The following is a 14,901-nucleotide window of genomic DNA, read 5'->3' on the forward strand; positions in this document are numbered from 1 at the left end:
CCACGTTCGGGCGTGATGTGCGCAGCTGTTGCGGACGTCATTGAGCGCTGTGATCCATGAAGCGAATGTCTTCATGGGGAGGTCCGGGTGAATACGCGCCGCGATTGCCATTTTGTTTTTGTCGGACAGGTGGGCGATAATGTGGGTCAGGTTGCCCCAGGTCCATGTCCCAGCCTCGATCCAAATCGGTGGAGGACCAAAGTACTTTAGTGAGAAGTGCTTCGCGAAGTCCTCTTTAGAGCTTCTGAAGTGCTGATCCAGTCCGGCTATGAAGAGCTCGAGAGGCGTGCTGCCATCTTCGCCCTTTTCGCTGAAGCGATCCTTGTATGAGCGTCTGTCGCGATGCGCATGTGGTCCCAGCTCCCCAAGGACTTCAATCATCGCGGTTCTAACCGCGATCTCGATGCGCTCAATCGCGTCCAGAAGCTCGATGCGCAAGGTTTTGTCGAAGAGATAGAAGTTGATAGCCTGATCGAAGGACGTACCCTCTTTGAACTTGTCGCATCGAACCTTCTGCTCCGTCTCGCCGTCTGGAGTTGGGATCGGGCAGAAGTCACGATAAGGATACCCAAACGCGCTGAGTCGGTAGTATCCGATGCGGTGCAGGGAGCGCTCGGCATGGCCTCGGTCAGGGATTTCCATACCCCTCATCAACATGATGTCGATGCATTCATCGATCGACTTGTGCTGCTTGAGGTACTTCAATGTTGATACGGCGATGTCCAGAAATTAGAAGACCGGGCTGTAACGAGGCGACTGAGGCCAGGTCAGGGAGCACCGGTCATAAGGCAATAATGTATAATAGTGTCCGCGCTGACGATGTCAACATTGTAGACGGGGCACCGAACGGTGAGGCAACGCGGGATGTCAGTTCGGTGCGCCGAGACTTGATCATGGCTGCGCTTTGCGGCCATTGGAGCCAATTACAGCGAACTTCCGCTACCCGCCCATTACATCGAATGCTTGGACAAGTAATCCGTATAGTCGGTAGCGGCGTCGCCAGCACATCAACCCTGGCCAGAGCCTTGCGGCCTCCCCAGCTCGGCTTCGCGTGTCGCAGGGGAGAACGGCCCTTCGGTCCGTCGCGCATTCGGCCATGCGGCCTCACCGCGGCGTTGCGCCCGGCATCCCGGTTTGCCCGCCTCGCGAGCACGTCCCTCCCCGGTCGCTCCGCCGGATTGCGCTCTGGTCTGTTTTGGCCTTAGGCCAAAACGATCCCGCCACTCCATCCGTCTCCCGCGTCCGGTCGGGCCGTTTGCCTGCTCGGGTCGGGCAAACCTACCGTCAAAACACACACACATGAGCGCGGAAGCATATCCTCCGGATGGCCCCCAAATCAGCCCGCGTCAAGGATCGCAAAACTTTTCGGCGAGGGCGGGGTCTATGGCGTTGGGCGGTCCCGTGCGTGAGCGCGCGCATGTGTCGGGTGCTGCGCGCGGAAAACTTTTGCGCCCGGCACGCCGGCGGCTTCGCCGTCCCTGACCCGGACAGATTCGGTGAACCAGACGTACGGCCATGCCACCACACTCACGTGGTGGCCTTGGAACCGAACACTGGAGACCAGACATGGCTTACGACACTGCAAACACCTACGAGACCATCGAACTTTTCGGACTGACTGAAAAGGACGCGCAGCTGCCGATCCCGGAGGATCACGTTCTGACCGACCACATCGTCCGCGAGAGCTTCGAGGCTTTGCTCGGCCAGCTGCGCGGGACCGGGCTTGAAGCAGAAATCGAACCGCTGGCCCATGGGCTCGCGACGATCCTGCAGCGCCGCAAGGTGGCGCTTGGCAAGGAGGTCGACCGCACCGCCGACAAGATCGGCGCGCTGGCAAAATCCCACGACGGATCGGAGATCGCCGAGACCGCGCTCGAAGAGGCGCAGGCGCGCTTTGTGCAACTGCGCGAGATTGTCGGCGCCATCGAGGTGATGAGCGAGGCGGCGGCGGAATGTTACGAGATCGAAACGGGCCACGCCTTCATCCCGGCAGCCGGGTCGCGCGCAAGCGTCCGGGCGCAGGAGACCGGGGCGGTCTTCGAGGCGCGGCAGCTCCTCGAGCAGCACGACCGCGAGACCGCCGAGAAGTCGAAAGTCGAGGGGGTTCCCCTGATCGTCTCAGGCGCCACCGACTGGACCGATGTTGATGTGATCTTCAACACGCTCGACAAGGTTCGCGAACGGATCAAACAGAACCGCAATCAGGAGATCTTCCTCTGCCATAAGGGTGGCAAGCACGGGGCGGAGATGATCGCGGCGCGGTGGGCCCGGGCACGCGGGGTCGCACAAGCGCGCTTTGATCCTCGCTGGTCCGCGCATGGGCGGGCGGCACCGTTCAAGTGCAACGACGAAATGCTGGACGACAAGTTCGCGGCGACGGGGGTTGTACTCTTCGGCGGCAACGGGGTCGCGCTGAACCTCGGGCAGAAGGCGGAAGCGAAAGGTCTGACGGTCATGCGGGTTGCGGACCCGGCGAAGAAGGCGTCGCAGGATTGAAGATAGGGGGTCGCGCTTGGCGCGGCCCTTTCGTCATGTCTCATGGCGCGTGCGGTCGGTCACGCGTGATCGGCAGTCTGCGGCGGCCTGCACCGTTATTCCTTTACCCGGTCCGTCAGAGCGCGGCCCATCCGCATCTGTATGGGCTCGGGATGGTGCGCACCTCACGCACATCGTCAGCGGGGCAAGACGCGAGGGGTCGAGACGTCGCACTTGAGGCCGAAGACTTGCGCGTCCCTCGGGTGGTGTCTCAGAACATCGCACCCGCGCAGGCGGGCTCCGTCAGCACCCCGGCCAGGCTTGGCGGGACGAGGACGCGGATGGTGGCGTCGGCGTGATGGCAGGGGTCATCCGGATCACTCCTTTTTGCTCATAGATGTGGATCGCACGGGGTCGGCCCAATCGTGCCCTGCGCTTCGCTCCGGCAAGCACAAATACGGCTTCCACGGCGGAGCCGCGGACCCTCCGCATTTGCGCTTGCGACCGGGCCTCTTGCCCCCGTGCCGGGTGATCCCCATCGCAACAAGGAGTAACCCAAATGACCAACCACTACGTCGCCACTGTCCCCGTCAAGTTCACCGATACCGATGGCCAGGAGCGCACCCGATTTCAGCGCGTGGGTGCGATGTTCCGCAACACCCGCAACGGGGACGGCTCGGAGTTCTTCAGCCTCAAGCTCGACTTTCCGGTCGCGGTCTCGGAGCTGGTGATGTTCCCGCCGAGCGCAAAGGAACCGCAGGACTGAATCCTCTGACGAGGATGGGCCGCCATCAGGCGGCCCGGTCCCTGTTCCAGGGATGCCGAGTCCGGCGGTCAGATCGCCCGAGGCGACCTCACAAGCCGCCGGTCGCTGCGCGATCAAAGGATGATCGCCGACCGGAAGGGTCAGGCCGCGACAGACCGGCCAGTCAGCCTCAAGGGGGCCATCCACAAAATCCTATCGGCCAGGGCCTCCCGGTTTTTGCGGCAGAGATTTGGCAGGCCAAATCTGGCCCTCCTTAACCCTGCCTGTCCGCCCTGTCGGTGGGGTTTGCGCCCGCCCGCGGTTCCGTCCGAACACATGCGTGTTCGGTCAGACCATCGGGCGGAGTTGTGGAAGGGGGCCCATGTGACAAGTGGGGTTCTTGATGGTGAGTGGGTAGGCCCGCGTCCCTGCGGGCCGCGGGGGAAGCGGACACCAAGGCTGCTGAGCCTGAACTCAACGGAAGTATATAATTGACAGCTTGGTATATTATCGTAAGGTGGGGGCAGCCTTGGTGGAAGGTGGCAGGAAATAGGGGGTCTTTCTTCGCATGTCTCGTTCAAAACGTCTCACAGATGCGGACCGCATGGAGATCGTTCGCGAGGCTGCAGAAGGTGTGTCGACATCCGTGTTGGCGGAGCGGTTTGGAGTGTCTCCGCGGGCGATCCAATACACCCTCAAAGCCGATGCCGAGCGCCAAACGGATGCTGCGATCCCGGTCTTCGCGGTCAGTGTGAAGGTGACCTCTGCGGAGCTTGCAGCCCTCGATGCGGCGCTGGTGACAGCCGGGATCGAGAGCCGGGCCGAGGGGCTGCGTCGGCTCATTCAGGCGGCATGCGGGGTGTTCGTTCCGGACGCGCAGATGGCGGCCGAGATGGTGCGCTACCGCGCCTCGCTGCACGAGGTTGGCAATGGGGTCGCGCAGATCGCCAAGCAGATGGCGCGGGCCAACCGGATGGGGCAGGGGTCCATAGGTGGCACGAGTGCCGAGTTCTCCGAATTGCGCCTCGCGCAATTGCGCGGGCTGGCGCGGTTCATCCTGGATTCCGCCGACGAGATCGACCTACTGCTGCGGCGTCGGCGCGACGCGATGCAGCTCGAGGCCACGGCCGCCTTGAGGGAGTTTGCTCATGCGGCTGAATGATGCTGTCGATGCCGTCACGGGCGAGGTCTTCCGGGATGGCTGGAGCCGGATCCGGGGCTCGATGCAAGGGCTTCACGTTGCAAAGCAGAGCCAGCTTGTGCGCGCGGCGGCAGGGCACCGCCCGGCGGTTTTCAAGGCGATCCGGGGCGGGGGGGCGCACACCAAATCGCAGCTGATGAACCAGCTCGATTACCTCACCACCAAGTCCACCCATATCGTGGATAGTAGCGGGTTCCTGGATGGCAAGGCGAAGCTCGAAGCGAAGGACATCAAGGACCTCACCGAGCGCTTTGCCAAGCGGTGGGATGCGGGCTTCAAGCCCAAGCTGGGCCAGACCACCCATATGCTCATGTCGTTCCCCATCGGCACGCGCGGGGAGGATGTGCGCGACATCGCGACGGATGTGGCCGAGCGGTTCTTCCAGACCGATGAGGGGCATTTCGACTATATCATCGCGGTGCATGAGGACCGAGATCATCCCCATGCGCATCTGGTGCTGAACCGCCGCTCGCAGGAAGGCGAGTTCTTCTTCCTGGGGCGCAACCACCGCTTCAACTATGACGATTTCCGCCTCGCCATGGTCGAGGAGGCGGAAAAGTATGGCGTGCGCCTGGAAGCCACGCGCCGGGTGGATCGCGGCGTCGTGCATTATCCCGCTCCTACCAGCGAGGTCTATGCGGCGAAAGCCGAGGGGCGCGCGCCCCGTGAGCGTGAACGCGTGGGCACCGACCTGACGCGGACGCTGGCGGAGATCGCCAACACCAGAACTGTCTACCACTCGCTTGCAGCGGAAGCCTCCAGAGAAGCCCGCAAGGATATTGCGGCGGCTCTCTTCCGCGCGGGCGAGGTGCTGGCGCGCGGCGGGCAGGTGGACCGAACAGGAGATGTCTATATGGCCGAGGATCAAAGCTTCGAGGATCTGAGAAGCCTTTATGCGGAGAAGCTCGCGCGGGTGCAGGGCATGATCGCCGAGAAGTCCGATACGGATCGTCCCGCGCTGGAAAAGCGCCTCATCGAGATCCAGACGCAGGTCCAGCACATGCAGCCGCTCGGATTGCGTTCGAGCACGTTGTCTGAAGCGCCATCGGAAGGCGGGGTTTACTCCGAAGCGAACATCCAAGAGAGCCAGTTGGAGCGCCTCACTGAGCCGCGCCTGCGCTCACGGATCGACGCGGTCCTTCGGGGTACCGGGATCAGCACATCGGAAGTGGTGGCCCGGATCGAAACCGGCGCCTCAAATGCAGCACTCGAGCATCAATGGATCGCCGATGATCTCTCCAAGATGGCCGAGGCGCGCGATCTGAACCTCGAACGCCGCGCCGATCTGGAACAGGCGCGCGACATTCTCAACGACGTACATGTCGCGCTTGGCACGCTTCTGGAGCGGGAAAACGTGCTGCGCCGGGATGGTGTCATGGATGCGGAAGCGGTGAGCGAGCGGTTCCACTATCACGAGGATGCCGTGCGGGCGATGGAAGGGACAATCCGTCAGGAGATGCGCGCCGAGGGCCTGACAGCGCCGCAGATCGAGGACCGGGATTGGGAGGTGGAGTCAAGAGCGGAGCGCCGGATCGAGGCGGAGCAGCGCGCGTATCTCGAGGCACATCCGGACCTGCTCGCACGCCCGGGCGACGTGATCGACCGAGCCGAGCCATACCGGGAGACCATCACCGATGCGACCCGCGCCAGCGAGATCACCCGTGAGGTCGACCGCATCATGGAGGCACGCGACCTCCGCGCGTCCGTTGCGGGTGCTGTCACGGATGACTTGCGCGCGCGCTGTCCGGACATGCCGTCCCACCTCGCCCGTGGGCTCGGTGCGACCTATGCGGCCGTCGTGGAGATACGGGACACGGAAGCCATCAATCAGGTCCGCCGCGAAACCGAGTTGCGCGAGGGGCTTGCGGTTGGCACGCGCGACGATGCCCACGCGACCCGCGATGAAACTGCGCCGCAGTCCGACCGCACCGACCGTCTCGCAAACGAGATTGCGCGTGTCCTGGAGCATGAGCGGGCGGGGGAGTTGTCGGCGCCCTTCGAGACCGAGGCGGAGCGGGACGCCTTCCGCGAGGAGATCACGCGGGTGCTGGATGACCGCCAATTGGGCCGCCTCACATCCGGCGATGCCGATGCGCTGGACAAGGTTCTCGAGGACCGTCTCGACCGGCTCTATGTCGCCAAGGTCTACCTGCAATCGGATGCCGCGACGGCGAACACGGAGGCCCTGCGCCAGGTGGTCGATGAACTGGCGGACACCGAATACGAACGGCATCGCGCAGCGGACGTGGATGGCGAGACCGAGCGGGGACAGGTCCATTGAGCGCCGTGATGGGCAAAGCGCGGATCGCGACCGGCGTTTTGCTGGTAACGCTGGTGACAGGGGCCATGGGCTATACCATCGCCTCGGCGGTGCTGACCTACCAGGACCTTGGCTTCGGGGCCGAGATCGACTTTGCCTATATCGCGCAGAACTACATGGCGATCCTCAATCGCCGACCAGAGGACGCGCAACTTATTCACCTGATCATCGGCAGCTTCGCAGCTGCCGGCCTGATGCTGAGCCTCGCCCTCTCGGGCTCCGCCCTGACACGCTTTGGCCAGACCCATTGGCAGACCGCGCGTGAGATGAAGGCCAACGGATTCTTCGGCGCACCCGGGACTGGGTTCATCCTCGGCAAACTCGGAACGCCCGCCTCCCGTGCGAAATACATCTGCTCGAAGGTCTTTCCCCATGCGCTAATCGTGGCCCCCACGGGTCGCGGCAAGACCACGGGCTTTGTCATTCCGAACCTGCTGACCTGGCAGGGCTCCGCCGTGACGCTCGATGTGAAGGGCGAGTGTTTTGAGGCCACGGCCCGGCACCGTGCCGCCCACGGCGACAAGGTCTATCGCTTTGCCCCTACCGATTGGGAGGGCAAGCGCACGCATCGCTACAACCCGCTCTTGCGCATCTATCAACTGAAGGACCCCGCGCGGCAGCAGATGGAATTGCAGCTTCTAGCCACGCTCTTCCTGCAAAGCGACAACGACCGGGTGCAGGGCCTCCTCAAGGGCGGGATCGATCTCTTCGTGGCGGCAGGGCTCTTGGCCTTCCAGCGCAAGCGCCCAACCTTGGGCGAGATCTACCGCATCGCCGCGTCGGGCGGGAACAAACAGAAGGAGTATTTTGCCCGCGGTCACGAGGTCGACAACAGGGCCGCCAAGCTGATTTTCACGCGGCTGGCCTCGACCAACAACGATACGCTAACCTCTTACGTCTCGCTTCTGATGACCTCGGGGCTCGACCAATGGCAGAACCCGGCGATCGACGAGGCGACCGCGGTGTCGGACTTTGATTTCCGGACGATCCGCAAGAAACCCTTCTCGGTCTATCTCGTGGTCCAGCCACTTATGGTGAAGCCCCTCGCGCCACTGATCCGCCTCTTCTTCTCCGACCTGCTCTCGGCCATGCAGGAAAAGGACCCCGGGCCAGACGAGCCTTGGCCGGTGATGATCATGCTCGATGAGTTCAATCGCTTGGGCAAAATGCCCATCGTGGTCGAGAGCATCGAAACCCTACGGACTTATCGCGGCCATTTGGCCGTGGTCACCCAGACCATCCCCGCCCTCGATGAAATCTATGGCGAGAACACCCGTCGTGCCCTGCAGGGCAACGCGGGCGTGAAGCTCTACCTCACGCCCTCCGATGAAAAGACCGTCGAAGAGCTGAGCAAAGCGGTCGGAAAGACCACAAAGACCGTCATCACGCGATCCCAGTCCATCGGTAAGAACCCCTTCGAAGGACGCAGCCAATCGACACGGACCGAAGAAAGCTCCCTCCTGCCCGAGGATGAGGCGCGCCGCCTGCCGCTTGACGAGATCGTCATGGTCATCGACGCGCAAATGCCTGTCCGCGCGAAGCGGATCCAATATTTTGGCGATCGGCTGTTCAAGGCGATCCATGCGGCGCAGACGGGCGAGTTGCTGTTTCCGGAGCCGGGGGGAGGGGGATCGCAAGGCACGCTGCCGCTGAGTATGCGGGCCATGCCGATGACACCGCCGTCAAGCGGGCCCCGTGGGTCTGAAGCTGATATGGTGGCCGGACGCCAGGCTACTGAAGGCCAATCGTCAGAGAAAACGGATGTCGCCCCAAAGAAGACTGCGCCTGTCGTTCAAGCCGTTGTCGCAGAGGAACAGCGGCAGATAGAAATGGATTTTGAGGGGCAGGTTGTGGATGCCGAAGCTGCGAGCGCCTCGGGTGAGGCGCAGATGCGTTCCGCCGTCGATGGCTTGGACGATATGGAAGCGATGTTGCGAGAGGGGGCTCACGAAAAGCTGGTTTCTCGATAGGGAGTCGAGAATCGCTTGTCCGGCGGCGCTTCGACACCCTTTTGCGGTGCAGAAATCTGCATGATGGGCGGAAAGCCGACCTTGGCTGCAGATTTGGTTTTGACCTTGCTTTCACCAAAGCTGTCCTTCGATGGTAGGATGCGTCTGAAATAATGGATTTGAACTAGCGGCAGTAACGGGAGCTTGTGAGCAGTGCACATGTTGCGGGTGACGCGTTTCTAGCGGCGCACCTCACCAATTTGCGTAGGTTTAAAGAGTGGGGTCCTTGGGTGCCTCTTCCCAGTATTCACCCATCGCAACGATGCATGAGGTGCCGTTGGCGTAGTTTTGCACGATCATCCAATCGCGATCTCGCCGAGTTACCCAAATTTCAAGCATTGTTTCTGGATCACGAAGGCCGCCAGCCTGACGCTGAGCGCCCAGGGGACCGGTCAATGTTGTGCGAAGGCGTGCAGTGTCGTCACATTTAATATCTCCCAAATTGGCCTGAGCCACGTTTGGTAGCGCCACTGTGATCACCAGAAAGATTGCACGAAATATCCGCATAGGGACAGTTTAGCCCGAGGTGGTGAGAATTGTAACAAAAACATGACAGGCTGTGGATAATTCCGCGTAGCGCAATCGCCATGGGCGCGAGCTCAATGTGCAAAATGCGACCTGCCGTCACAAATGCGACGTAAAACTTTTAAGATTATGAATCAAAAATTTAGCATTTGTTTCGCGAAGCGCCCGTAGAACCCCGCCAAATTCGGGGGTAAGAATGCTGTCAATAGACGCACTGACAAAGCAATTCGGCGAGAAAATCGCTGTCGATTCTGCGAACATTCACGTCGATAAACCGATGATGATTGGCATCATTGGGCGCTCGGGCGCCGGTAAATCGACGATGTTGCGCATGCTCAACCGTTTGAGCGACGCCACCAGTGGGTCGATTGTATATGAAGGCGAAGACGTGACCCATTTGCGCGGCGCGGCCAAACGCAATTGGCAGTCCCGCTGTGCGATGATCTTTCAACAGTTTAACCTCGTGCCGCGTATGGATGTTGTGTCCAACGTTCTCCATGGCACGTTGAACCGCCGGTCCACTTTGTCGACGATGTTCAACCTCTATCCTCAGGACGACATTCACAAAGCAATCGACATTCTCAATCGTCTTGGCATCGCGGAACAAGCGCCCAAGCGCGCAGAAGCCCTGTCCGGTGGTCAGCAACAGCGTGTCGCGATCGCCCGCGCCTTGATGCAAGACCCCAAGATAATTCTCGCGGACGAACCGATTGCCTCGCTCGATCCGATGAATGCGCAGATCGTAATGCAATCCTTGCGTCAAATTCACGAAGAAGACGGCCGCATGGTCATCGCAAACCTGCACACCCTCGATACAGCACGCCGGTATTGCGACCGTGTGATCGGCATGCGCGACGGGCGTATCGTGTTTGATGGCACGCCTGAGCAACTGACCACTGGCGTTGCACGAGACATCTACGGAGCCGGCGCTGACTTTTCAGAAGCCGCCACATCAACCGAGATCGAAACACTGGACAGACAAAAAGAGTTTGCCTGAGCCAGCTGCCACTCCGCATCTCGCGGGACCCTTCATCTAACGGAGACACACGATGAAAAAGACACTTGCAATTGCACTTGTTGTAACGACTTCCCTGAGCTCTGCGGCCTTTGCAGAGGACACAATCTCTGAATTCCGTATCGGTATCCTTGGCGGAGAAAATGCGCAGGACCGCATGACATCTCACGAGTGTCTTAAGAACTACGCAGAAGAAGCGCTGGGTGTTCCTGTAAAAGTTTTCGCGCCAGCAGACTACGCCGGTGTGATCGAAGGCCTTCTCGGCGGCACCATCGACTACGCATGGCTCGGTGCGTCTGGCTACGCGAAAACATACCTGTCTGACCCAGAAGCGGTTGAGCCCGTTCTCGTGAAAGTGAACCTCGACGGTTCCATCGGTTACTACTCCATCGGCTTTGCGCGCAAAGACAGCGGTATCGACAGCATCGACGCGATGGAAGGCAAGGTCTTCGGTTTCGGTGACCCGAACTCCACTTCTGGCTACCTCATCCCGTCCATCGAAATCCCGACATATAAAGACGGCATCACAATGGAATCCGGTGAGTACTTCAAAGAAGTGAAATTCACAGGTGGACATGAGCAAACAATCGTTGCCGTAAACAACGGCGACATCGACGGCGGGGTGACTTGGGCGGACGGTCAAGGCGCATGGGAAGACGGCTTTAACTCCGGTGCGCTTCGCAAGGCGGTTGACGCAGGTCTCATCGACATGAACGATCTGACAGAAATTTGGCGCTCCAAAGAGATCCCAGAAGGTCCAGTTGTTCTTCGCAAAGCTCTCCCTGCAGACGTGAAAGCGAAGATGACAACACTCATCGACGACATGTATGAGAACGATCCTGAATGCGCCTACAACATCGCCGCAGGCGACACGCTCGGCTTCAAGCCGATCACACATGACGCCTATCTCTCCATCATCGAAGCACGCAAGCTGAAGTCTCAGTAAGCAGCTGATAGTTCTGGCCCCGCGCATTTGCGCGGGGCCTTTTTCGTGCGCAGCGTAGTGATGCCACGAAACATACTGCAAAGACTGCAGCGGGGACCAGAAATGACGGATATGTCCACAGCCTCCATCCAATCGAACTATATGGAAATGGTGAGACGCAAACGCCTCTATGGCGGTGCCGCGCTCAGTCTTTTTGCGCTCGTTATGGTCTCTGGCTTTATGTTGGCGGACAGTCGGAATGCCGGCGGGTTTTGGCAAGGTATCCCGAATATTTTTGATTTCCCCAGAGATGTCTGGAAAGACACTTTGCCAAAGCTCGATCAACTGCCCTCACATTTCGCGACCTATTTCCCGTCCTTGATCGAGACGATCAATATCGCGGCGGTTTCCACGTTGCTCGGGTCTATGCTTGCTATTCTTCTTTCGCTTTTTGCGACCCGAGGTCTGGCAAAATACCCAGCCCTCATTGGTCCTGTGCGCCGCATCATGGATATTTTGCGTGCGTTCCCCGAGATCGTGATCGCGCTTGTCCTGATCTTTATCTTGGGCGGCGGTCCTGTGCCTGCGATGATCGCGATTGCTTTTCATACGGCGGGTTCGCTGGGCAAACTGTTTTCTGAGGTCAATGAGAACGCCGATTTGAAACCCATTGAAGGTCTCTCTTCGGTGGGGGCGACTTGGACCCAGCGCATGTGGCTGGGCGTGATACCGCAAGTGGCGCCGAACTATTTTTCCTACGCGATCCTGCGGTTCGAAATTAACATTCGCGCCTCAGCGATCCTGGGCTTTGTCGGCGCAGGTGGCATCGGGTACGAGCTCAAAAATGCCATGTCCTGGGGGCAGGGGAAATATGATGATGCAGCTGCGATCTTCATCCTGCTGTTCGCCACCATCGTCGTTTTCGATCAACTCTCCAGCTACGTGCGTGACCGTTTGATCTCTAAAGGAGGGCACTGATATGGCCGCTGCCGACTACTATCAAAACGCAGACCGGCTATTTGCCCGCAAGCGCCTGTTTGGTTTTGCCGTGCCTGCGGTGATCCTCGCCTATCTCGTCTATGTGTTCTTTGCCTTTGATATTCTCGGCCTTGCCGAGCGGGCACGGATGGAAAATGCGCGCGTCCTGATCTCGGATATGTATTCCCACAAGGTTTTGGTCACACGTGACAACCGCAATGGTGAGATTTCTTATAGCGTCGAAGGTGAGCGCAAAGGTGACTATCCAGAAGGGCAGCGGCCCACATGGGTTTTAGGAGAGGAAACTCAGACCATCAGCGTGGATCTCGATGGCGGTTTGGTTGCTCATTTCTTGCCGGGCAATGAACTGCGCGTTGATGTGCCCGATTTCGGCCCTGTCGAGGCCCGCATGGATGGCCGCGCTGTCGTTACCAATCTGGATCCGAACAACCTGCCTGAATGGGTCTCGCTTTCCTGGTCCCGTCTGGACGTTACCCTGCCAGATGGCCGTGTGACGTTTACGCGGAACAAAACCGAGGCATTCAATTATTTCATTGGCTGGGAACTGTTCTTCTTTACGCTCTCGAGCCCGTATCATGGACATGGGGTGTTCAGCATCCTCTTTGGTGAACAGATTGATCCAACGCGGTCGAACATCGCAGGCGCTTGGAATGATTTTTGGGGAAATCCGATGTGGCGCCATTCTGAGGTGGCATGGGCGATTTTTGAAACCCTGCTCATGGCCTTTCTGGGCACCATGGGTGCGGCGATCATCGCTTTGCCACTCGCCTTCCTTGCGGCGAAAAACTTCACACCGCTTGGCCCGATCCGTTTCGCCGTCCGCCGCGTCTTTGACTTTATCCGCGGCGTCGACAGCTTGATCTTTACGATCATCCTGTCGCGTGCCTTTGGGCCCGGTGTGCTCACGGGTACCTTGGCGATCCTGATCACGGACACGGGGACCTTTGGCAAAATGTTCTCGGAATCGCTCGAAAACGTCGACAAGAAGCAGATCGAAGGCATTGAATCGACAGGGGCGAAAACGATCCAGCGCTACCGTTTCGGCGTGATCCCGCAAGTCACTCCGATCTTCCTGTCCCAGATCCTCTTCTCGCTTGAATCCAGTACCCGCAGCGCGACCATCATTGGCGCGACAACAGGCGGCGGGATCGGTCTGCTGCTGACCCAAGCGATCTATACGCAAAAAGATTGGGAAGAGGTCACCTATTACATCATCTTGGTGATCTTGCTCGTGATGCTGATGGACCAATTCTCTGGCTGGTTGCGTCACAAACTCATCGGAAAGAAAGATTGATGGCCCGCCTCAAACCAACCAAACCCTTCATCCATCCCGATTGCCATATCACAGGCAGTGAATTTGGCGCCTACACTGAAGTGGGGCAGGGCAGCCGTCTCAATAATGCGCATTTTGGCGATTATTCCTATTGTGATCGCTACGCAGACATCGCCAACGCGCGGATTGGCAAGTTCTCCAACATTGCGGCGTTTACGCGTATTGGCGCGACGGACCATCCGCTACACACAGCGTCTTGTCACCATTTTCTATATCGCTCCGATGACTATTGGGATGACGCTGAGGCCGATCCCGATTTCTTCGCGCACCGGAAGTCACGGCTCGCCTATGTCGGCCATGATACATGGATCGGTGCGGGAGCGATGATCAAACCGGAAGTCACGCTTGGCCATGGCGTGGTCGTCGCCTCAGGCGCTGTCGTGACCAAAGATGTCGAACCCTATACGATCGTTGCGGGCACACCGGCTAAGGTGTTGCGTCTACGTCAGCCGCGCGAGATCGCCGAGCGGATCATTGCTTTGGCATGGTGGGACTGGCCGCACGAGCGGCTGCGTGAAACCCTCAATGATTTTCGCAAGCTGCCCGTCGAAGAGTTCTTGGAGAAATACAAAGGCTAGTTTTCCAAGGTGAGTGTGACGCGGTCGCCCGCAAAATACGTGCGGCCGTATTCAACAGGGCGTCCTTGAGCATCCACGTTCACGCTGGTCGATTTGAGCAAAGGATCACCTTCGATCAGATTGAGATGTAGCGCCTGCGTGGGTGTGGCGCGGACCGCCGTCAGCCGCGTTGAGGCACGTGTATAATCCTCGACCCCAACATGGGTGAGTGCTTTTGTAACGCTGTTGATCGTGCGTAAAGCCGTCTCGATCTCGGGCAAACGTTCGAGCGGAAACAGGCTCTCGAACAAGGCAATCGGCTGCTCATCTGCAAAGGATAGCCCATGATAGGCGCAGACCGGATCTCCTTGGGCAATGTCCAATGCTATGGCTTCGCCTTCGGTGGCAAATCGCGTTTCTAAATGGAGCAATTTCCGTAACGGCGAACGCCCCGCAGCAATCAGATTTTCATGAAAGCGCACGCGTTTTCCGAGAGGGTAATCAGTCGGGCGCGCCGAGACAAAAACGCCCGAACCGCGGCGGGAGCGCAGCAGCCCTTCGTCCACCAGTGCGGCAATCCCGTGGCGCACCGTATGGCGATTGACCCCAAATCGTTCGGCCAAAGCCGCTTCTGTGGGCAGCTTGCCCCCCTCTCCATAGCGCCTCTCTGAAATGTCTTCGCGCAGGGCATCGGCAATGGCCTTCCAAATCGGTGTCTTTCTCAAACCGACCTCATTTTTTCAACGCTGCGTCACGGAAGTTTCACAAAACTCTTATCGCAGTGAATCAAGCTCTTC

Annotated in this window: 12 protein-coding genes; 10 read left to right on the plus strand and 2 right to left on the minus strand. The window is 59.4% G+C overall.

Annotation, left to right across the window (positions count from 1 at the left end; translation table 11 throughout):
- Window positions 1–705, minus strand: a 705-nt coding sequence (locus tag C4S59_RS15820) for an Abi family protein (protein WP_103911510.1), incomplete at its 3' end; no start/stop codon positions are given.
- A gap of 861 nt (window positions 706–1,566) precedes the next feature.
- Here C4S59_RS15820 and C4S59_RS15825 point away from each other — a divergent pair.
- The 10 genes from C4S59_RS15825 to C4S59_RS15880 all read left to right on the plus strand — a co-directional run bounded on the left by C4S59_RS15825 (window position 1,567) and on the right by C4S59_RS15880 (window position 14,125).
- Complete coding sequence (locus C4S59_RS15825; RefSeq protein WP_103911511.1) at window positions 1,567–2,496, plus strand: DUF2493 domain-containing protein; 930 nt, start codon at window positions 1,567–1,569, stop codon at window positions 2,494–2,496.
- A 538-nt stretch (window positions 2,497–3,034) separates the two neighbouring features.
- Window positions 3,035–3,241, plus strand: coding sequence for a hypothetical protein (locus C4S59_RS15835; RefSeq protein WP_103911512.1), 207 nt, complete (start codon window positions 3,035–3,037; stop codon window positions 3,239–3,241).
- Window positions 3,242–3,788: 547 nt separating this feature from the next.
- Complete coding sequence (locus tag C4S59_RS15840; protein ID WP_103911595.1) at window positions 3,789–4,382, plus strand: helix-turn-helix domain-containing protein; 594 nt, start codon at window positions 3,789–3,791, stop codon at window positions 4,380–4,382.
- Window positions 4,369–6,702 carry a relaxase/mobilization nuclease domain-containing protein gene (locus tag C4S59_RS15845; protein WP_103911513.1) on the plus strand — a complete coding sequence of 778 codons (2,334 nt, stop codon included), beginning with the start codon at window positions 4,369–4,371 and terminating at the stop codon, window positions 6,700–6,702. Before C4S59_RS15840 ends, C4S59_RS15845 begins: the two co-directional genes overlap by 14 nt.
- An 8-nt stretch (window positions 6,703–6,710) precedes the next feature.
- A complete protein-coding gene (locus C4S59_RS15850; protein ID WP_103911596.1) occupies window positions 6,711–8,711 on the plus strand; it encodes a type IV secretory system conjugative DNA transfer family protein in 2,001 nt (666 codons plus the stop codon).
- A 760-nt stretch (window positions 8,712–9,471) separates the two neighbouring features.
- Entirely contained in the window at window positions 9,472–10,272 is an 801-nt protein-coding gene (gene phnC / locus C4S59_RS15860) for a phosphonate ABC transporter ATP-binding protein (RefSeq protein ID WP_103911515.1), read from the plus strand.
- A gap of 52 nt (window positions 10,273–10,324) precedes the next feature.
- On the plus strand, window positions 10,325–11,236 hold the full coding sequence (gene phnD / locus C4S59_RS15865) for a phosphonate ABC transporter substrate-binding protein (RefSeq protein ID WP_103911516.1): 912 nt from the start codon (window positions 10,325–10,327) through the stop codon (window positions 11,234–11,236).
- A gap of 102 nt (window positions 11,237–11,338) precedes the next feature.
- Window positions 11,339–12,193 carry a phosphonate ABC transporter, permease protein PhnE gene (gene phnE / locus C4S59_RS15870; RefSeq protein WP_103911517.1) on the plus strand — a complete coding sequence of 285 codons (855 nt, stop codon included), beginning with the start codon at window positions 11,339–11,341 and terminating at the stop codon, window positions 12,191–12,193.
- Between the two features lies 1 nt (window position 12,194).
- Entirely contained in the window at window positions 12,195–13,508 is a 1,314-nt protein-coding gene (phnE, locus tag C4S59_RS15875) for a phosphonate ABC transporter, permease protein PhnE (protein WP_103911518.1), read from the plus strand.
- Complete coding sequence (locus C4S59_RS15880; protein WP_103911519.1) at window positions 13,508–14,125, plus strand: LbetaH domain-containing protein; 618 nt, start codon at window positions 13,508–13,510, stop codon at window positions 14,123–14,125. The genes phnE (C4S59_RS15875) and C4S59_RS15880 overlap by 1 nt, the downstream gene beginning before the upstream one ends.
- On the opposite strand, the gene phnF is transcribed toward C4S59_RS15880, so the two are convergent.
- Window positions 14,122–14,829: a phosphonate metabolism transcriptional regulator PhnF gene (phnF, locus tag C4S59_RS15885; RefSeq protein WP_103911520.1), complete on the minus strand. Its 708-nt coding sequence runs from the start codon at window positions 14,827–14,829 to the stop codon at window positions 14,122–14,124. The two genes, C4S59_RS15880 and phnF, sit on opposite strands and share 4 nt — an antisense overlap.
- Window positions 14,830–14,901: the final 72 nt, after the last annotated feature.

This window comes from Thalassococcus halodurans, assembly GCF_900108225.1.
Lineage (GTDB): Bacteria > Pseudomonadota > Alphaproteobacteria > Rhodobacterales > Rhodobacteraceae > Thalassococcus > Thalassococcus halodurans.